Genomic DNA, 20,547 nt, shown 5'->3' with positions numbered 1-20,547 from the left:
TTGCAACGCCTCTTCGATCTATCTAAAAGTTGCCTTGCACGATCTTTTGATTGAAGTCCATTTCGGCAACTTCCTGTAGCGATTCATTTTGAATCCCCCCACTTGTCAACGATGTAGGAGTTGACCATCAGTGGGACCTTCAGGCTCGCCGCATTCTCCATCACGTCGACGACGACGTCTGCAACCTCTTGGGCAACTGGCGCTCTTACTTCCACCAAAACCTCATCGTGCACCTGAAGTATCAGACGTGCATTTTCGGGATCAAGGCTGGTGTCGAGGTTTACAATCGCAAGTTTGAAGATATCAGCTGCAAGCCCTTGAATTACAGAGTTCATGGCCTGACGCTCTGCCCCTTGACGTAGTCGCCCGTTTGGATTAGAAAGATCCGGAATACGTCTTTTGCGACCGAACTGGGTCTCGGTAAAGCCATTCTTGACGGCCTCTTTAACTACTGAATCCATATATTGGCGCAACTTTGGAAAAGCGCCGAAGAAGCTTTGCAAAATGGAATCGGCCTCCCCAACATCGATGTTCAAACGTGTTGCTAGGCCGTATGCCTCCATTCCATAGGCAAGGCCATAAGCGACCATCTTTGCTTTTGATCGTTGCGCGGAGGTTACCTGGCTCGAGGGGATACCAAATACACGAGATGCCAACTCGGTGTGAATATCTGTCCCCAATGAAAAAGCTTCCACCAGACCGGGATCTCCGCTCAGGTGCGCAATTACTCGCAACTCTATTTGTGAGTAATCCGCAACGATTAATTTGGTTGCTTGTGGCGCAACAAACGCAAATCTAAACTTCTTTCCCTCTTCGGAACGAATTGGTATATTGTGAAGGTTTGGATGATCCGAAGATAGTCGCCCAGTCCGGGCAACCATTTGATTAAAGGTTGCATGAATACGGTCATCACCTCCTACTTCAGCTAAAAGGCTCTCACCGTAAGTCGATCGTAGCTTTTCCACCTCTCGATATCGAATAATCAATTCGATGATTGGGTGGATACCTATCAGCTTCTCAAGCGTCGAGGCGTCAGTCGAAAAGCCCGTCTTTGTCTTTTTAGGTGGAGTTAGACCCAGATCCTCAAATAGAACTGATCCCAATTGCTTGGTTGAATTTACGTTGAAGGTCCTTCTTGCCATCGATTGTATTTGATTCGATAACTGCCTGGCCTGACGGATGAAATCGTCCTTGAGATCGCTCAAGTAGCCGCGATCGACCAACACACCTACCGCCTCCATCTTGGCTAGGACGACTAAAAGCGGATTTTCTATCGCATCAAGTAGCCAATCACTCTTGTCAGCTTCGATTAACCGTCGAATCTCCAAATCGGCGAGCGCAGCCATCGATGCGATCTGCATAGATGAAACATCATCTTTTAGCGTTGAGAAGAGATCTGGTATCAAATCTCCACTTCCTCCTTCAACCTGACGGATAGAAGCAACTATCTCAGGAGTAAAAGCCGCTAAAACCGAAAATGGGTCGTAGTCCCCCAGGGAACTATCGAGCAAATAAGCGCTCAGTCCTAAGTCCGCACCTATTTTTGGAGAAGTAAGCCCTATTGTAAATAGTCTTCGTAAAAACTCTTTGAGTCCAAAGCCAACAAGTGAAAGATCGCCCAAATCTCTAATAAGAGTCTCAAGGCAAAGACGTTCATCTTGGTACTCTAGCGCCACCTTGGTGGTGGCAATTTGGGCAGGTCCCTCTCTTTTTGCCAACCAGATAACATCAATCGAACTTCTTCCTGCCTCGCCTGTGTAGGTAACATCGATGCCAACGGCAAAATCATTCTGCGAAGATCCTATGTCTTTAAAAAACTCTTCACGGGTAACGTCTCTGATCTCTACTGTTGGTTCATTAGTATTGTCATGACCACTGGACAGGTGCCCAATATAGTCAAATGCACCAAGGGTGCGTGAATAAAGTTTCTTCGACTCGATTAGATCAAAAAATTCCTTAGCCTTAGAATCGTCTAGTGGCCCTAGCTCTAAATCCGCAAGCGACAAGGAAAGATCCAAATCTCCACGCAGGTGAGTAAGCTCAAGATTCAGGCGCAGGTTGTCGACGCCAGCCTCAATTGCACGAGAAATCTTGGGGGTCAACGCATCCAAGTTGCCCAAAAGCGAATCGAGTGTCTCGTAGGTAGTTGCCAACTTGGCAGCCGTCTTGTCCCCTACCCCGGCAACGCCCATTAGGTTATCTGAAGGGTCTCCTCGAAGAGCAGCTAGTAACGGATAATTTTTAGGGGTAGCGCCAACTTTTTCCATCACCCCTGCTTCATCGAGCAAGAGATAGTCGCTAACACCCCGACGATTATAAAGCACCTTGACGAATGGGTCTTCTACCAATTGATAGCTATCACGGTCGCCCGTTACAAGAATTGTTTCAATCGAAGCACCCTTGCCTAAATTACTCAGGGTCGCCAAAATGTCATCAGCTTCGAAGCCTGATTTAGAGACAACCGCTATTCCTAGCGAACCTATAGCCAAAGATAGAAGTTCCAACTGCTCAACTAGCGCTTCATGAGTTGGAGGCCTATGACCCTTATAGTTTGGATTTAACTCGTCGCGAAAGGTAGGCTCCGGCAAATCAAGTGCCACAGCCATATGCGATGGCTTCCAATTTTCCAGTAGACCGTCGAGCATGGACACTAGACCGTAAAGCGCATTCGTGCGTAAGCCAGAAGAGTTGTGCATGGTTTCAAATGGAATTGCAAAGAATGCGCGAAACGCGAGGCTGAATCCATCGACAACGACAAGTCTTTTCATATCTACGCCTTATTAAATCTGAGCCAATGAATGGGTGGAATAGGTATCAAATAGAAATGAACCCGCTAGGTTCACCCTTTGGCCGCGGATATATCTCTAGAGACCCTTATTGAGCCAGCGGGGTAAGCTCCCCAGAGATAACTTTGGTTGCGACCTCTGACATTCGCGCGCGGCTGTCCATAGCGGATCGCTGTATAAAGCTGAATGATTCCGGCTCGGTCATATCATAACGCTCCATCAGTATTCCTTTTGCACGATCGAGCAACTTTCGAAGTTCAAGCTGCGCGCTGAGTGAATCCGAGCGATCCGAAAGTGCTGCGATCTCCTCTTCAAGTGCCCGGGCCTGCGCGAACCGAGCGATTGCAATCTCAATCGCTGGAACCAAATCCGCTGGCTGAAATGGCTTAACTAAATATGCCAGAGCGCCAGCATCTCTCGCCTGTTCAATCAAGGCCCTCTGCGAGAAAGCAGTCAAAATAATTACCGGACAGATCTTATCTTCGCCCACTTCATGGGCAACCTGCAATCCATCGAGGCCCGGCATCTTGATATCCAAAATTGCGAAGTCGGGCTTTAGGGATCGGATCATTTCCAGTCCCTCATCTCCAGTACTTGCTGCGCCAACTACCTCGTACCCAAGCTCTTCAAGAGCTTCCTTCAGATCAAGCCGAATTATCGCTTCGTCTTCTGCGATTACCACACGAGCCATTTGAGCCTCCATTCGATCTCGATCCATCGACCAAAATCCACAAGTTTTGCGGCGACAAAACCGCTCAACTTCGAAAAAAGTTCCGGACAACTACTGCGTAGTATCCCAATACATCTAAAGAAGATAGTCTAGAACAAGGATAAATCCCTCAAACTACACTCAATGCCACATGTCGATGAACCTAGGTCAGAACTTCAAAAAGAGCTAATAATATCAAATAGTTCGCATGAGTCCGGGCATCTGCAAACTCGGCAAAGATTTCAGACTACCCCCAAGGTAAGTCAATATCTCCAAACAAGTCAACGAGTAATGGGCAAATCTAAAAAGGCTGATTGGAAAAGATTTGCCAGAAAAGGTGAGGTAAACCTCAATTAGCTCGCCCGGAGATCACCTTCGCCAGCGAAATGAAGGATCCAGGCGTAAAAAAGAGATCGACCTCGAACCAATCAAACTCGACCGTCTCTAACCAAAGTCAACCGCAACCCATCATCGTAACTTAGATGATCGATGATCTTTTACTCAAATCGAACCTTAACCTCAAACACATTTTGATAACACTTTAATTTTTATATGGTAATCAAATTTGAAAAACCACAAGGATTCTATCCTAAACCCCGCTGTCGGCGAACTAAAGATCTATTTGCAACAGCTCATCCATCCTTGTCTCGGGTGGACTCAGCGATCGCAATCAAAAGACCCAAAGCTGGATACCTCTCATCTGGTTGATCCACAGCCAATGCAAGCTTGACACCCATAATTTGCACTTCGTAACTATTACGAACAATTGCAAAATCCCATAGAGATAGCCGATCCAACCTAAAATAGCAAGTAGCAGCCGCAAAAAGAGATGACGATAAAGATCACGATGACTAGCAACAGGAGAACCACCCCCCCGTGAAAGCTCCGATAAGACCCCCGAAGCGATCTCTAGGCGGGGTGTGAATAGGTATACGGTTGATTAGAAAAAATACATCTTGATGCGAATACTCATGGTGAAATCAACCGAGCCAATTGCCAAAGAGTCCCATCGAAACTTGAACTTTGAAGTCGTCTTATAAAGGGGATCCTAGTCACCATGGTTTGCGAAGTTGTGGTAGCCAAGGAGACGACGGGGAACCTTTTAAACCTTAATTTGTCCTTTGCCGATAGCCAGAAACTTTCCCGTTCGATCCGAGATTATCAGTGCCGTGATCATCAGGGCCAAGAGCCGCCGAGATGTGACGCTAGATGGATCTAAGCACTGCAATTGTCGCATAAAAAAAAGAATTCAGTTCGATGAAACCAACAGATATCACATCCGTAGAACTTTATCAGAAGATGCCAGATTCAGCTTTGACCATCCGGCATAGTTGCAGTCCCAAATACATCAATCACTCAAAATTGAACGTGGCGTAGCTCATGTAAGCTTTCACCAAAGAAAGATCATCAAAAAAAGAAGATACAAAAATGGAACTTATACATGGAGCGCCACTGTGGCTGGCTGCAACCAACTTTTGGGTTATTCGATCCTCAACAAGCCAGAGGGAGTGCGTTCTAGTAGATGTTCCACCCGAGCCTGCAAAGGTAATCAAGTTCGTCAAAGACGCCAATCTCAAAGTAGTAGCCATCATAGCTACCCATGGCCATATCGACCACATTGGGGGAATTCCAACTGTTGTGGAGGAAAAAGAGTTCCTAGACGACTTGGATCATCAGAAAATCAGAGTGATAGCCCACAAAAATGACATAGAGTTAATCCGAGACCCGATAGGTTCATCAGCGATGCTTGGCCAAGCTCTTCTTCAAGCACGCCTGTCCACCAAAATTCCTGAATTGATCGAGTATCTAGACGACGATGTGACATTCTCTGGAGCTGGATTGTCTTTCGACGCCCTTCATACGCCTGGACACACACAAGGTTCGACGTGCTTTAAAGTCAAGGTTGAGGGTCTCCCGCCCCTCATATTCACCGGAGATCATCTCTTCGCGGGCTCAATTGGTAGAACTGACCTGCCAGGAGGTTCGCTCGATTCGCTAATGGAGTCTCTCGTGACCAAGATCCTGCCACTTTCAGACGATACCGTTGTGCTACCAGGCCATGGCCCCAGCACAACTATTGGCACAGAGCGCCTCACCAACCCTTATATCCAAGAGGCTATCCGCACTCATGGACGCTAGCAAAAATTAGTCTTCATGCCAAATGAATCTAAGTAAGCAGCTTGGCGCCTCTCTGAATTTAACGCCTTTGGCCGATTGACGTCGAAGAGACGCCAAGGACGATCTTCGCAATCCAGCTCTTGCAAGGTTGCTGATAGCTCGAAGATCATAATATCGACCCTTTGCGCTAAACCAATATTCAAAAACACTTTTACGTGAACCGCTCTACCATTGCGCTTAAAGACGACTCGGTTAGTCCACATAAGGGGTCATACGCGGCATGAGCTATCCTAATTGACGACATACATCTCAGGCGACATAAAGCTATTGGACTATTTAATTTTGGCCTAGAGCGCTTGGCGTTCCCAACGAAATCGCGATCTAGGAACTCGATCATTCGAGCGAACCCTAGTTTTCAGATGACAGACCTTGAATAAAAGGCCACAATGACTAGTAAAGAGTTTTGGAATACTCAACTGGGGCTCGATTAACATCTATTGGGATCCGCCAACGCAGAACTTGTTCAAGATCAATACGAAGGTTTTCCCGTCCGCCGAACGTCCAAACCCAACGGGCTGTATTTGATATCGCAGACTTTAATTTTATCGACTCCAAAAGAAGCACAAGACTATGGTGGAATTATCTTTATGCGGATGGCGCATCAACTCAAACAAATAAAAGAGACGTTGAAATACCGATTTGATCTTCATTTGGTAGAAATATGCCACAAAGACCCACTCCACCTGGGAGCGTTAGTCTCCCATCATCCATTCGAAGAGCACTTGGAAGCAATTCGCAATCAAAGTAATCACCGTCGGCGCCTAAGTCGCTCGCCTCAGTCGGCCTTAGAACTCGAATCAAATTCCCATTCAAACGACGAAGTATCGGACTATCGTACATACCCCCGATGTAGAAATTCTTACCAGCCAGAGCTAGCGCATTTGCCGACCTCACAACCTCAAGTATTGATCCCATTCGATCGAGCTTGAGTACCCCGATGTCAAAGTTAACGAGTTTGATATAGTCGCTGACCACAGGAAGCGAAGTCAAACAACCATCCAAGGCGACCCTTCCGCTCTTATTGGAGAGAGAGTCGGCAAGGTTGCTTAGAGAATCAAACTCATAGGGATCCTCAACGTAGGAAAAGCCGATATCGTAGATACTCTCCAGCAGAAATGGCTGGCGTAAACTACAGTTGGCATCAACCGATAGTTCTACAAAACCTTGATTGAGTTCACAAACCTTAGCAAGTGACCCCAATATCGATCCACCCTTGGATCCGTCAACCTTGACTTTGATTCGACGAAACCCTGACTCGATCAAAGCTAGATACTGGGAGTAGTCATAGGAATCATCCGCCTCGGCACCCTCCAGCCCAGATAGGGGCAGAAAACCAAGCGAGCCACCCTGGGGCTCCAGTTCAAAGTCCAAAAGGTCTCCGGAACGATCCACAAGAGCCCCGGCACCGACTCCATATTCAACCTCGCCATGATTCAAATATTGCGCGATAGTCTCAAGTGGACCAATACTATTTTGACGGGCATAAAGATCCAAAAGCGCCATCTCAATTGCGGCTATAGCGGGTCTGTTGCCTCTATAACTCTGCAGCAACCTACCTATAAAGTCGCCGACTGGAATAGTAATCTCCTTAGAGTTCGATTCGTAATAGCCCTTTGCCATCTCCAGAAACAACTCCACAGCCACAAATGCCCCATTGGTGAAGTCTGGGCCATAGCTGGGAAGTGCCAATGTTGGAGCTTCACCAAATCCGAGATGGCCACCGCCTTCCAAAGTCAGGATAACCCCCGATTTAAAGTTATCCCGATGGAGCGAAGAGCGGAGTTCTCTGTTGAATGGGATTTTGATGGTTACAACATCGGCATTTCGGACATTTACGTTTAGATCCATAAGATAACGATAGCCCTATATGAGGCGACAACCAAGGCCGCAATGATTGTCCAAAATTGTGATCATATTGGCTGATCACTTTGCGTGGATGATCATTTGGGTTACATACTGCTCTTATGCGAAAAATGGCTCATGTTAATAACCTGATTAATTCCAATCCTAACAGATCTCAGTGAAATACTCATCGATACGCGAATTCGCCTTCATCTATACTCAGCCCACTTACAAGCAAAAGAATACATTTCAAAATCATCAATCGTACTCATTTAAGATACAACCGTCCTATTAATACTAAAAAAGAGCCTCAAAATCCGATAATCCTGACAAAGGTTTCAGAAATTATCATTAATATCTCCCAGCGAAGTTAACCTACAATAGCAATTACTAAATACCTGTTCGTGATCTATTTATGGCTCTTTCATCCAACTTAGATTCCATCAGCATTACTAGAAAAGACCATAGGAGCTATCAATATTGCACATTAATAAATCCAAATAATCGTCCATGTTTACCCGGCGTTAACATTGCCTCGTTAAGTTCATAACCAAGGTTCGAAGAAATACTTGGAAACCAAATGGCATCACCTTGGTGAGGGGCAAATGAAAGACTTGGTTATAGACCGCGAAGAGGATCCGGGCAATAAGACCTCTCAAAGGACAGATGTCAGTACGTCGAGAACAATTCTCAACGTCCGACATCTTGATATTGGTTTCGGAGACAAGCATGTCATCCAAGATGTAAATTTAGCGATGCCTACAGGGTCAATCGTTTCCCTAATTGGACCAACAGGGTCAGGCAAAACTACGTTTTTACGAAGTGTAAACAGACTAAACGACAAAGTATCGGGCTTTTGGACCAAAGGCAGCATCAATCTCCTTGACCAAGAGGTCCTCTCCAAGGAGATCGACCTTCTAGAGTTACGCCGCCAAGTAGGAATGCTTTTTCAACGACCAAATCCTTTTCCAATGTCAATCAAGGATAACGTACTTGCCGGAATCAAAGCCCACAAAATGGCTCCGCGCGCTGCATACAAAGAGATCGTTCAAGACGCCCTTGAAAAGGTCGGCCTTTGGAAAGCCGTATATGATCGCTTGGATGATTCCCCTTTCAGACTCTCTGGAGGACAACAACAATTATTGTGCTTGGCAAGAAGTCTTGCCGTGCAACCAAAAGTCCTGCTGCTAGACGAACCCACGTCTGCGCTTGACCCGATCTCTGTGGAAGCCGTAGAAAATCTATTTTCCAAGCTCGTCCCAGAGATCACCTTCATCGTTGTGACACATTCCTTGGCTCAAGCCAAACGAATCTCTGATTACACGATGTTCTTTTTCGACGGAAAGTTAATGGAATCTGGAGTGACTTCGGAGATATTCGAAAACCCTCAGATGCCAGAGACCCAATTTTACATCTCCGGACGTATCGGGTAAACAAAAACGTCGATCTAGACAAAAACCACTCTATTGAAAGGAAACGGCATGTTGCCGAAAAAACCTCTATTACTCGCTGGCATCTTTCTGTCAGGCGGGTTGGTCGCATCAGCTTGCGGTAGCTCCTAGTCATCGTCGTCAAACTCGTCGAGCGTTACCACAGCAGCAGCTACGACCGCCGCCCCGTCAGCCTCAACAACTACTGCACCGAACTTTGCATCAGGAGAAAATCCACCGACTGCAAAGGTTGCAATACAAGAGACCGGTTCCACTCTACTTTATCCACTCTTTAACCTTTGGGCACCCGACTATCAAAAGCAATTTCCTAACATTACAATAACTACTGCGGGAACGGGATCTGGGACCGGAATAGCAGATGCTGCTTCAGCCACTGTCGACATAGGTGCCTCGGATGCATATCTCTCCTCCACCCAAACTACCAAGAGTCCAACACTGGTAAATATCCCCCTAGCTATCTCGGCTCAGGAGATCGTCTACAACATCCCTGGAGTAACGACACAACTTGATCTAAGCGGATCGGTCATTTCAAAGATCTATCAGGGCAAGATTCAATATTGGGACGACCCGGCCATCAAAGCCCTAAATCCCTCGGCGACATTGCCACACCTAGCAATCATCCCCGTTCACAGAATTGATGGCTCAGGTGATACCTTCATATTTACGCAATATCTCTCAGCTGTCGATCCAAGCGGATGGGGAAGTAGCGTATCCTATGGAACCACGGTGCCATGGCCAGCCGTATCGACTGCTCTATCAGCAAATGGGAACGGTGGAATGGTGACCACATGCGGCGCCACTAAGGGTTGCATTGCATATGTCGGTGTTAGCTTTGCATCGTCTGCTCAGAAAGCCAACCTTACCATGGCAGCCATTTCAAATGCCGCCGGAAAATATGTAGTCCCAACCCCAACTTCCATTCAAGCTGAAGCCCAAAGCTTCATCGCCAAGGTGCCTAGCAACGAAGCGATCTCGCTTATTTACGGCCCAGGGACAGCGTCTTATCCGATAATCAACTTTGAATACGCGATAGTAAATACAGCACAAACCGATGCGAACAAAGCAGCCACCATCAGATCCGTACTTACCTGGGCGATCGATCCAAGTCATGGGAATGCCGCCTCGTATCTAAGCCAGGTCAATTTCCAACCTCTGCCATCGTCCGTAGCTGCTCTTTCTCTTGCGCAAATTAACAAGATCCAAGCTGGCTAAAAAATAATCCGCTAGAAATCATTCGAATATTTCCAAGCGGCTGTACAAAACAAACGACCTGACTTCCATGTCAGGTCGTTTGTCGAAGAATTAAATACAATCCACCAATTAGACGAGGACTACAAATGGCCACATCTGTTGTTGAAGACGCTTTGGCAAATTCACCCGACGATCACGGAAAATTCATTCCGGCTAAGTTGGGGCGATGGAGTCCGATTACGGTCATTAGTGCACTATCTACCTGCGTACCACTTTTGGTTTTAATTGGGATTTTAACGATTCTCTTCAAGAAGGCATACCCGGCGATCAAGTACAACGGTGGCGGCTTTCTGATTGGTCGCAATTGGCGACCTGGTAACTTCTATGCAAATCCAGTGACTACTAATGGGGTTCAACACCCGTTACTTGCAAGTTATGGTGCGCTTCCTTTGATTATTGGTACCCTCGAATCGTCAGTAATAGCCCTGATCTTCGCCATCCCCTTGTCTGTTGGCGCTGCGGTCATTGTGGCCAAAAAGCTTCACCCAAGACTTAGAGGATTTGTCGGAGCATTCCTCGAGCTTCTCGCAGGCATTCCAAGTGTAGTTTTTGGACTGTGGGGTGCCTTAACTCTCGGTCCTCTACTTTCGCGTGACATCTATCCAGTCATCGCGTCCCACGCCCCCAATATCTTCATACTAAAATACTTCAGAGGTAGCACTGGCGCCGGTGAGGGGCTTTTGACATCATCTTTAATTTTAGGAATAATGATTATTCCTATTATCGCATCGACTACCAGAGATTTGATAGCTCAAGTTCCCAGGCTCGCCGAAGAAGGTGCATTTGCCCTTGGCATGACGGAGTGGGAAGTAACAAGAAAAGTTACCTTTCCTTGGATATCCGCCGGTGTTATCGGCGCTACCGTTTTGGGCTTTGCGAGAGCCCTTGGAGAGACCATGGCGGTAGCTATGGTCTCAGGAGTGGTGCTAGGTTCGTATCCCACGAATATCTACGGCACGTTCACGACCATCGCGGCCACAATTGTAAGTCAGCTTGACTCAGCCCTGACCGACGCAACCGGACTAGCGGTTGAGACATTGGCCGAGGCGGCATTAATTCTGATGCTCATAACACTTCTTGCCAATGTAGGCGCACGCCTACTCGTGAGGCGAGTCGCATCAACGTCGCTACCGATTGGAAGAGGAGTCTAAAAAATTGAGCCAGGATACTTCACGCCACAGTGGAAATCGCAAACTTATCAACCTGGCGGTCATAGTCTTATGTTCTATCGCGCTTGTCTTGGTGATTGCACCTTCGATTTGGATCGTCCTTCAGGTGATCATTCGTGCACTACCACACTTCTCATGGAGCGTCATAACGCAAAACGGGGTAGGTTTGGGAGGCGGCCTAAAGAATGAAATCGTTGGAACGGCTACCATTACCACTGGGGTGATGGTGGTCGCTGGCTCAATTGGAATCCTCTCTGGTATCTATCTCTCACAATTTGCAAAAGGTCGAACCGCTGTAATTCTACGTTCGTCATCTGAAGTTTTAGCTGGAATACCCTCGATCGTCATTGGCTACATTGGATACACGGCCCTAGTGGTTGGACTTCACTGGGGCTTTTCCCTAGGAGCTGGACTATTGACACTTTCGGCAATGGTCGTACCATATATCGCCAAGACGACTGAGGTAGCGCTGCGTCAGGTCCCGACAGCCTACATAGAAGGTGCAGAAGCCCTAGGATTCAAACCGACTCGAATCCTAACAAGAATTTCACTCAAAACTGCCCTTCCAGGGATTGCAACTGGTCTGATAGTCGCTCTAGCAATTTCAATTGGAGAGACGGCTCCCCTTCTGTACACAGCCGGATACTCACAAAATCTACCAAAGCTAGCCCTCACCCACTCTCCTCTGGGATATTTAACCTATGCAGTGTGGACCTTCTACAACCAACCAACCGTAGCGGCCCAAAGGCTCTCTTTCGACGCGGCAATGTTACTTGTGATCTTCGTCCTTGCTTTAATCGCGATATCTCGACTGATTGTCGCTTTTACTCAACGCCATTCTGAGGCAAAAAGGTAGTCACGTCATCTCTTATTTGGCGACAACTAGCAAGACCCGGACCATACCCTTTGGGCTTTGTTATATTTATTTGCTCGCTCAGTTGGCCATGTTGCAAACTATTCATCGGACCATTCGTCAGGCTCCAATCGACAAGACTCTTTTGGTGAAGATCAAAGCCATGGTGCTAAGTCAATTGAACACGGAAAAACGATTGAACGCTCCAAATACTGTCTTATTGAAGTCACGATAATCAGTCGATACAGCTATCGAAGAGAGTGTCCCCTCTTTGAAGATATCCCAATATTCGTCCTCTTCAGGATTAGAGTTACTGGGGGTCGACCCGCCATCATTGTCAGAGAAGCTAGCTCGTTTGCCAAGTTGAGGATTCTGGGCAACTTGAGTTCTAAAGACATATCTGCAAATCTTGGAGGCATTTGAGTCAGAGATGCTGTCAAATTCAAAACCATAAGTTTGATCAGGAAAACGACTTTTCAGACGTCCGTACACCGTTAGAGTAGTTCCTTCAATTAAAAAAGAAATCCTAATTCGCTCGTTATCCCGTATCCCATGAGACGTCTTAATCCGCATCCCACCTTGTGAAATATCAATAGCCACAGCCGTAAAATTAGCGATAGCTCTATCATCTTCTAGAACAAATATCGAAACTCCAAGGACAGTTGAGACTCGAACGAACTCTCGCCGCTGAAGAACAGCGCCCGGATTCAAAAGCCGCACCGAAAGAAGTTTTGGAGATGGATCTTCATTATTTTCCACCACAAATGGTGCTCCAAAGAGGCCAAAACGAACCTTACGATAGAGCACCCCTTTGGAATTTAGACGAAAGCTCTTGGGCGTCTCAAGTATCAACCGGGCCACTCGATCTGACATGTACAACAACGTCGCCGGCAAAGCCGAAGCGGGTACCGAAAAAGCTCCCTCTAAAGACTGAGGCGTTGTCGACGCATCCAGAAAGATTCTGGTTCCCTCTCTAAGCAAAGTCACACTATCTCTCCAACAGATTAAGACGAAGTTCGATGTCTTGCTATCCACTGTCCTACGTGCATCGCATCACCATCACTATCGACACCAAGCACAAAAAGCTTAAACCGATCTAACACGAAAACAATTGGCAAATGCGCTGACAGATATATCTACACAGCAAATGTAGTGATATAAGTCGGCATCAGCTCAACATTCATAAGGAAACCCTATGAAACAAATATTCGACCAATGTTTTAAAGGCTACGGATAATTACTAAAAAATCTAGGCAATTCCATCACGGACTATGAATGGTAAAATTACTCCATGGAACCAAATCGAATACTAGTGCTCGCAACTGAAGCATTTAGGGAGCGGCTTTTAACCATCGAAGATGTCGACCTTACCAACCCGACACCGTGGCCGGGCTGGAACGTTCAAGACCTACTGATACACGTTACCCAAGGGTCAAGAATTGCGGCGTACCTAGCTCAAGGTGCTTCAAATCAAAAGGTAGAGGCATTACCCACCTTGCCCACCATCACCGATGATCTATTCCTGGAGTGTCTCGAATCTCTCGATGAACAACGAGAGTCCCTCGAAGAATGCTGGCCTCAAGACAGAGTAGTTGAGCATCCCGAAGGGGATATTTCGATCGAAACTTTAATCTTATTGAGGTCTTGCGACCTAACAATTCACGCCTGGGATCTAGCTCGAACACTTAGGACCTATGAGGATCTCAACCAAGAACTAACCGATTGCGTCTACGAATCTTCACTATTCATAAAAAACGAACTCAAACGAACAGGCTGCTTCGGGCCTAACCAAATCGCTGAGATAGACAGCTCAAAGAGATCACTCGAACGCCTCCTTGAACTTTCAGGTAGAAATCCCTAGCCGTCTGCGACCGCGGAATATAGATCAAGTACAACCGAAGAGCTATTGTTCCGACTGTAAGCAGCAACAGGGTCTGGATCCAGAAGGCGCGACGCATGCATCAATCTAACTAATAAGGGCCAAATACCAAATAATTATGGCAATCGATCTCCAAAGTCGGCTCCAAGCGAAATTTACACTCGCCACTTCAGCTAATTCTTTGATCCGATCACAGATGCTCCATAATCGGTTATTGTACGCTTTCACACACCTGTGTTATTAGGGCGACTTCTGAATTGAACAGTAGTAAGGCCAACGGGCACATCACCACAATAGGAAAGTCGCAATAAAAGCGTGACAGTCCTTTCTAGCCACAGTCCGGGCTAAACACAGTTCCAATCGGAAATGAGTTACTAAGGATGCTGATTATCGCTCAAAGAAAGACCTATCTCTCTTTGTCAATAGAGCATGTACTGTGTGGAAGAATAAAATATGATCGTAACCATTTCGGGCCTTGGGCGACCGACTTGCTCGGATAACCGATTACAAATGCGGAAACAGAGATCCAACTACAATTTGCGTTCAAATAATCGGCTGGCTTATCAGCATATCGCGTGCCGTGCGCCATGCACGATTGCAAATAGCTTCCAAATCGTTTGCACCAAACCATATCGTGAGTACCCGGAGCGGGATTCGAACCCGCACGCCCTTGCGAGCAAAGGATTTTGAGTCCTTCGTGTCTACCATTCCACCACCCGGGCAAAGTGTAACAAATATCTTACAGGTGCTTGCCCACCAAAGTACGTCTCAAATTAAAAAAACCACTTCATTGACTAAAAAGACCTTGAATCACTTGATCCAAAAAACGACCACTAAAAGAATTTCGAAGCATACATCTGCTTTTACCGGTTGATCCTTGATGCTAATTCCATCAATTTGTAACCTTTGTGTCTTCTTCGGAGTCTATATATGTATGCATTTGAAAGAATTGGTCAAATGTATAAGGTTTAAATTCGAAGAGAGCCCACCAAATGGGCGTAACTCAACTAACAAAGAGATTGCTTCGCCCAAATACAGATGGGTGAGCACCGAGACAAGGACGAAGAATAACTCGATAATTTAATTTCACCCAATGTTGCAGCCGAGCCGCAAACGTGGCAGTCGCTCTGATCAAAAGCATCGAAGGCTAACTCACAGAGGCTCAAGTCGTTTGTATAACTTTGCTAGACGCCTTGGCTCCCATAACATATTATCAACAAACTGTCAAGGCATCTAGGCAATAAAAATCAAGTTACCGATGGTACTAAAGCAGCAACGCCTAGAATTAATAGGAATATGTTTCACGAAATTAAACGTGCAGCAATGAAAGGCACCAAGTGATAGCGTTCACTTTTCCAGGACAAGGTTCCCAAAAACCTGGCATGGGAGCTCCGTGGGTTGACCATCCTTCATGGGAGGTCGTGGCCGATGCGTCTGAAGCAACCAATCGAGATATAGCCTCGTTACTTTTGTACGCTGACCAGCAGACGCTTGCTCAAACTCGCAACACTCAACTCGTCACCTATACAATGTCGATGCTTGTGCTTGATGCTATCGAGAGAACCGGAGTCACTCCTTCAATTTGCGCCGGTCACTCACTAGGAGAATACTGCGCACTTGTCGCCGCAGGTGCCCTTCCATTTGACACGGGTGCAAAACTGGTCGGCGAGCGAGCCGAAGCCATGCAAAATGCAGCTGAAGAGAATCCGGGTGCAATGGCAGCACTTTTAGGAATCGATGACGACGGCGCAGAAAAGGCATGCGATGCAGCCGGAGGCGAAGTTTGGGTAGCCAACTACAACGCTCCAGGCCAAGTCGTACTCTCTGGAAGGCGCGACGCCCTCGAACGTGCCATCGATATTGCACGTGAAATTGGCGCCAAAAAAGCCTTAGTTCTACCTGTAAATGGTGCCTTTCATACCCCATATATGGAGCACGCGAGACAACGTCTTCGCAGAGCACTTTTAGATTCCCGTTTCTACGACGCCGAAGTACCCGTAGTCGCCAATGTCGATGCGTTTCCGTATCGACGTGCAGCAGACTGGATACGGCTTCTCGCGCAACAACTAACATCGCCTGTTATGTGGACTAGGTCACTAGCCAAACTTCGAGACCTAGGTACAACGTTGCTTGTTGAAATTGGTCCAGGTAACGTATTGACTGGCCTTGCTAAACGAGCCGCTCCAGACGTAACTGGCATCTCGGTTCAGACCCCTAACGACCTCGATAAATTGATCATGGCAGTCGAGGCAAACGCTCGCACCGCAGTACCTAACGAGATGGTATTAGGCGAACATCTTTATGCATCTGAACGAATAGTTGTCTCTCCTAACGCAGGAGTATTTTCACTGTCTCACGAGATTGGACTCAAAGATCGAGTCTCAGTTGGAAATAGCCTCGGAGAGGTAAACAGCGAGGCCGTTAGATCGCCATTTACCGGCATTCTAAGCGGATATCTCGCCTCAGATGGTGAAAGAGTAACTACAGGACAGCCAATCGCTTGGCTACGAACCGCATTGGATAACTAAACGTGTTTTATGGATCAAAGATTGTAGGGTGGGGTTCTGCGCTTCCCGACACCGTCGTGACAAACGCCGACTTTGAGGCTCGCCTCGAAACCAACGATGCTTGGATAACCGAACGAACGGGCATCAAAGAGCGTCGATTTGGAGGCACCACATCCTCGCTCGCAATCGAAGCTTCACAGAAAGCATTGGCGAATGCCGGACTAGAACCTAAAGATATCGATCTTTTGATTCTTTCTACGACAACCCCGGAGCAGACTATTCCTGCGACCTCAGCGACAGTGCAAGCAGAGCTCGGCCTCAATTGCGGAGCCTTTGATGTCAACGCGGCATGCGCGGGCTTTGTCTATGCTATGGTCCTAGCCAACTCAATGATTGCAACTGGAGTCAAGCGGATTCTTGTCGTTGGATCGGATACCCTGAGTCGAATAACAGACCAGGAAGACCGCTCAACAGCAGTACTCTTTGCGGACGGCGCTGGCGCTGTAATCATGGAGCGTACAGAGTTACAAGACAATGCCTTTTTGGGATGGGACTTAGGTGTCGATGGAAGTCTCGTGCCTATCCTTTACTGTGATCACGGCGGATACATGAAGATGGAAGGGCGTGAAGTCTACAAGAAGGCAGTTCTAGCCATGGTTGCGTCTTCCAAGCAAGCCTTGGAGCGTGCAGGAATCGCAGCCTCAGATGTATCCCTCGTCGTACCTCATCAAGCAAACCTGCGAATCATAGAAGCGGCAACCAATCGCCTCGGAATCCCGATTGAAAAAACCGCGATAGTTTTAGATAAAACTGGCAATACCTCCTCCGGTAGCATTCCATTAGCCTTGGTTGCAGCCGCTGAGATGGGACGACTTCAAAATGGTGACCATGTTCTCTTCTGCGGCTTTGGAGCCGGAATGACCTGGGCTGCAGCAGTGATACGGTGGGTGGTTTAGTGCAAGAGTCAAGGTGTGTATTTATCACCGGTGGCGCAACTGGAATTGGAGCAGCCACCTCTGAGGTACTTCTTGAGAGAGGATACAAGGTAGCGGTCACCTATCGATCTCGCCACAGTAGTGAAAATCTAACCAAATACGGAGATCGATTCATGGAGGTCTCCTGCGACGTCTCAGATAGCGACTCTATAGATTCCGCTATCGATCAAGTTGAAGCCAAATTCGGTAAGATCGAGATTCTAATCGTAAATGCAGGTATCACAGAAGACACTCTCTTACTTAGGATGTCCCACGACGCATGGGATTCTGTAATCGAAACCAACCTGACCGGAGCCTTTAGACTCACGAAAAAAGTTCTACCATCGATGGTTCGAGCCAGATTTGGTAGAATTGTTTTTGTCTCATCGGTAATCGCAGGGATGGGGGGACCTGGTCAAGCCAACTATGCCGCATCAAAAGCAGGTCTGAGCGGCTTTGCTAGATCTCTAGCTCGAGAAGTGGCAAGCAGAAATATTACGGCCAATGTCATTGCGCCCGGCGCCGTTGCTACGGCAATGACAGCCAATCTGAGCCAAAAGCGCATGGATGAGATGACTTCATCAATTCCAATGCAAAGAGTTGCGGAGCCTTCGGACATATCAGGAGCCATAGCGTTTCTCGTATCGGAAGAAGCTGCGTACATTACCGGGGTGATATTGCCTGTTGACGGAGGACTATCGATGGGCTTTTAGTCCATCGCCGCCAGATCCGCTATCATTTATCGGAAGGAATGCCACTACCTTGGCATAAAAAGGGATAAGCCAGATGGCGGATTCTCATGGGAAACAACAACAACAAAAGAAGGAAGTTGCGAAGATGGACGACGCTAAGGCTTTTGAGCAGTTCAAGGAGTGCGCAGTCAAGGTTCTCGGCGTAAGCCCAGACAAAGTAGTCATGGAAGCAAATTTTGCTGAGGACCTAGACGCTGACAGTCTTGATATCGTAGAGTTGGTTATGGAGTTGGAAGATTCTTTTTCCATAAAGGTGGAGGAGTCTGAACTCGAAGGTGTCGACACAGTTGGTGGCGCCTTCAATTTAGTAAAAGGCAAAATTGCATGAAGATAGCGTGGACACAAGCCGGTCAAAGCATTGAAGCGCCATACCAGGTCGCAATCACTGGTGTTGGCGTCGTGTCCTCAGTCGGTACTGGCAAGGAGGCATTCTGGAATGGAATCAACCAACCCGAATACTCCGGTTCACGACTGATTCCCGATTTCGATCCATCTGTTTATATGGGTGTTAAAGACGCACGTCGTGCCGATAGATACAACCAGATGGGACTCGCTGCTTCGATACTAGCAATGCAAGACACGGGTTCTCTAGAGGTCGACCCGGCCAGAGCTGGCGTATGGATGGGAACCGGCGTAGGAGGGCTCACCACCCTCGAGGCGCAGATAGTTATCTGCCACACTCGCGGAGCAGACAGGGTAACACCTTTCCTAGTTCCAATGATGATGGCAAATTCCAATGCGGCAACCATTTCGATGAAGTTTGGATTTACAAACACCTGTCAAACAACCGCAACTGCGTGTGCGGCTGGAACCCAGGCAATTGGCAATGCTGCTAGGGAGATTGCGACCGGACGTGCAACCGTCATGCTGGCTGGTGGCGCTGAAGTTGCAAGTACACCAACTGCTGTTGCTGGCTTCGCAAATATGACTGCGGCCTCCTCAAGTGGAATATCTAGGCCCTTCGACACCGAGCGTGATGGCTTTTTGATGGCCGAAGGCGCTGGGGTTGTGGTCTTGGAAGAGCTTGGTCACGCAATTGCCCGTGGTGCTCATATCTATGGAATCGTATCTGGATATGGTTCAAATGCGGATGCCCACCATATTACCGCTCCCGCTCCCCATGGAGTTGGCGCGGCCGGATGCATGGAGCTCGCCCTAGCTGATGCGGGGCTAGCTCCTGAGCAAATTGGCCACGTGAATGCTCACGGCACCTCAACTCAGTTGAATGACCGTGGCGAAGCCGAAGCAATTGCAAAGGTCTTTGGACAATCTCGACCGCCAGTCACCTCCATCAAAGGTGCGCTGGGCCACTCACTTGGTGCCGCTGGTGCAATTGAAGCCATCGCTTCATGTCTCACCTTTGAGCACGGGATGATTCCACCAACGGCAAATACTAAAAATGTTGACCCTGAAATCGATATTGATGTCGTGATTGGGAGTGCACGGAGTCTGCCAGACGGGGCAATCATTTCAAACTCATTTGGCTTTGGCGGCCATAACGGCAGCTTGATCTTTTCGAAATATGAAGGATAGCTCGTAGCTAGAATCACAATAACTCCGTAATAACAAGTCTGATGATTTTGATTACCTGCTTTCAGGCCAAAACCCCATAGAGAAACTCTCATTTATGGGGTTTTGGCCTTTAACCGCGGCAGTAGTAGCTATAAAATTTCGCTAAACTCGCTACTTTCGCGATCAACTACTACTTACTCCACGGCGATTCCGGAGCTTTCAAGCGCAAATAAACATCTCAATATGACAAGTGCCCAAAGAGGACGATCGATAAAACCACCTCGATAAAAAATTCGGGCTTATCATTAATCGATCTATCATCAATGTCAATTTTTAATGAGCATTAGAAGACTTACCGATTTGAGTCATGCGCACGCAATCAAAAATAACTACTGACCCAAATAGTGCAATCAAATGGTCAGTAGAAGTCAAACCATCCATGAAGACAAGTGATCAACTCTGCTTATCCAGTTACATTTTTGCCTTGAGCCATTTTGGGTATCAATCTCGATGTGACGACAGCAATCAAAAGGTAAACGAATCCAAGATAAAGATGGCGGAATCACTCGATTTGAGCAAAATTAAACAAAACTGAGCAACTCAGTTAGATAGCACTGCGGTACGAGGCGACACCCAACAAGAACTCCGAGATAGCGTTGGCCATGAAGATCCAAAGTGGTGCAC

General features: G+C 47.3%; 14 protein-coding genes, 1 tRNA gene and 1 pseudogene. 11 read left to right on the top strand and 5 right to left on the bottom strand.

Annotation, left to right across the window (positions count from 1 at the left end):
* Positions 1 to 83: 83 nt before the first annotated feature.
* Both polA and AXFE_RS09995 read right to left on the bottom strand, forming a co-directional pair.
* Complete coding sequence (polA, locus tag AXFE_RS10000) at positions 84 to 2,768, bottom strand: DNA polymerase I (protein WP_052605716.1); 2,685 nt, start codon at positions 2,766 to 2,768, stop codon at positions 84 to 86.
* 106 nt (positions 2,769 to 2,874) lie between these two features.
* On the bottom strand, positions 2,875 to 3,504 hold the full coding sequence (locus tag AXFE_RS09995) for an ANTAR domain-containing response regulator (protein ID WP_052605715.1): 630 nt from the start codon (positions 3,502 to 3,504) through the stop codon (positions 2,875 to 2,877).
* A gap of 1,419 nt (positions 3,505 to 4,923) precedes the next feature.
* On the opposite strand from AXFE_RS09995, the gene AXFE_RS09985 reads away from it, so the two are divergent.
* On the top strand, positions 4,924 to 5,634 hold the full coding sequence (locus AXFE_RS09985) for an MBL fold metallo-hydrolase (RefSeq protein ID WP_052605713.1): 711 nt from the start codon (positions 4,924 to 4,926) through the stop codon (positions 5,632 to 5,634).
* A 645-nt stretch (positions 5,635 to 6,279) separates the two neighbouring features.
* Here the strand turns inward: AXFE_RS09985 and AXFE_RS09975 are convergent.
* Entirely contained in the window at positions 6,280 to 7,521 is a 1,242-nt protein-coding gene (locus tag AXFE_RS09975) for an enolase C-terminal domain-like protein (protein WP_052605711.1), read from the bottom strand.
* A 599-nt stretch (positions 7,522 to 8,120) separates the two neighbouring features.
* Between AXFE_RS09975 and AXFE_RS09970 the strand changes: the two genes are divergently transcribed.
* The 4 genes and pseudogenes from AXFE_RS09970 to AXFE_RS09955 all read left to right on the top strand — a co-directional run bounded on the left by AXFE_RS09970 (position 8,121) and on the right by AXFE_RS09955 (position 12,242).
* Positions 8,121 to 8,948 carry a phosphate ABC transporter ATP-binding protein gene (locus AXFE_RS09970; RefSeq protein ID WP_082058651.1) on the top strand — a complete coding sequence of 276 codons (828 nt, stop codon included), beginning with the start codon at positions 8,121 to 8,123 and terminating at the stop codon, positions 8,946 to 8,948.
* A 153-nt stretch (positions 8,949 to 9,101) separates the two neighbouring features.
* A pseudogene (pstS, locus tag AXFE_RS09965) lies at positions 9,102 to 10,178 on the top strand (phosphate ABC transporter substrate-binding protein PstS); the annotation flags it as partial.
* A gap of 125 nt (positions 10,179 to 10,303) precedes the next feature.
* A complete protein-coding gene (pstC, locus tag AXFE_RS09960; protein ID WP_082058647.1) occupies positions 10,304 to 11,368 on the top strand; it encodes a phosphate ABC transporter permease subunit PstC in 1,065 nt (354 codons plus the stop codon).
* Between the two features lie 4 nt (positions 11,369 to 11,372).
* On the top strand, positions 11,373 to 12,242 hold the full coding sequence (locus tag AXFE_RS09955; RefSeq protein ID WP_052605709.1) for a PstA family ABC transporter permease: 870 nt from the start codon (positions 11,373 to 11,375) through the stop codon (positions 12,240 to 12,242).
* Positions 12,243 to 12,413: 171 nt separating this feature from the next.
* On the opposite strand, the gene AXFE_RS09950 is transcribed toward AXFE_RS09955, so the two are convergent.
* Positions 12,414 to 13,226 (bottom strand): flagellar brake protein, encoded by an 813-nt coding sequence (locus AXFE_RS09950; protein WP_052605708.1) that lies wholly within the window; start codon positions 13,224 to 13,226, stop codon positions 12,414 to 12,416.
* A gap of 304 nt (positions 13,227 to 13,530) precedes the next feature.
* Between AXFE_RS09950 and AXFE_RS09945 the strand changes: the two genes are divergently transcribed.
* Complete coding sequence (locus AXFE_RS09945; RefSeq protein ID WP_052605707.1) at positions 13,531 to 14,100, top strand: maleylpyruvate isomerase N-terminal domain-containing protein; 570 nt, start codon at positions 13,531 to 13,533, stop codon at positions 14,098 to 14,100.
* Between the two features lie 657 nt (positions 14,101 to 14,757).
* On the opposite strand, the gene AXFE_RS09940 is transcribed toward AXFE_RS09945, so the two are convergent.
* Positions 14,758 to 14,840: transfer RNA gene (locus AXFE_RS09940), tRNA-Leu, on the bottom strand.
* A gap of 615 nt (positions 14,841 to 15,455) precedes the next feature.
* Between AXFE_RS09940 and fabD the strand changes: the two genes are divergently transcribed.
* The 5 genes from fabD (at position 15,456) to AXFE_RS09915 (ending at position 19,884) form a co-directional block, all read left to right on the top strand.
* Entirely contained in the window at positions 15,456 to 16,646 is a 1,191-nt protein-coding gene (fabD, locus tag AXFE_RS09935) for an ACP S-malonyltransferase (RefSeq protein WP_268749156.1), read from the top strand.
* A 2-nt stretch (positions 16,647 to 16,648) separates the two neighbouring features.
* Positions 16,649 to 17,581 (top strand): beta-ketoacyl-ACP synthase III, encoded by a 933-nt coding sequence (locus tag AXFE_RS09930; RefSeq protein ID WP_052605705.1) that lies wholly within the window; start codon positions 16,649 to 16,651, stop codon positions 17,579 to 17,581.
* Entirely contained in the window at positions 17,581 to 18,312 is a 732-nt protein-coding gene (gene fabG, locus AXFE_RS09925) for a 3-oxoacyl-ACP reductase FabG (RefSeq protein WP_152626016.1), read from the top strand. The genes AXFE_RS09930 and fabG overlap by 1 nt, the downstream gene beginning before the upstream one ends.
* Before the next feature lie 73 nt (positions 18,313 to 18,385).
* The gene (locus tag AXFE_RS09920; protein WP_283770449.1) at positions 18,386 to 18,679 is read left to right on the top strand and encodes an acyl carrier protein; all 294 of its coding nucleotides are present in this window, start codon (positions 18,386 to 18,388) and stop codon (positions 18,677 to 18,679) included.
* Positions 18,676 to 19,884 (top strand): beta-ketoacyl-[acyl-carrier-protein] synthase family protein, encoded by a 1,209-nt coding sequence (locus AXFE_RS09915; protein WP_052605703.1) that lies wholly within the window; start codon positions 18,676 to 18,678, stop codon positions 19,882 to 19,884. The genes AXFE_RS09920 and AXFE_RS09915 overlap by 4 nt, the downstream gene beginning before the upstream one ends.
* Positions 19,885 to 20,547: the final 663 nt, after the last annotated feature.

The sequence above is a fragment of the Acidithrix ferrooxidans genome (genome assembly GCF_000949295.1).
Classification (GTDB): Bacteria; Actinomycetota; Acidimicrobiia; order Acidimicrobiales; family Acidimicrobiaceae; genus Acidithrix; species Acidithrix ferrooxidans.
The sequence above is the reverse complement of the archived record's forward strand: the minus strand, read 5'-3'. Positions and strand labels throughout refer to the sequence as shown.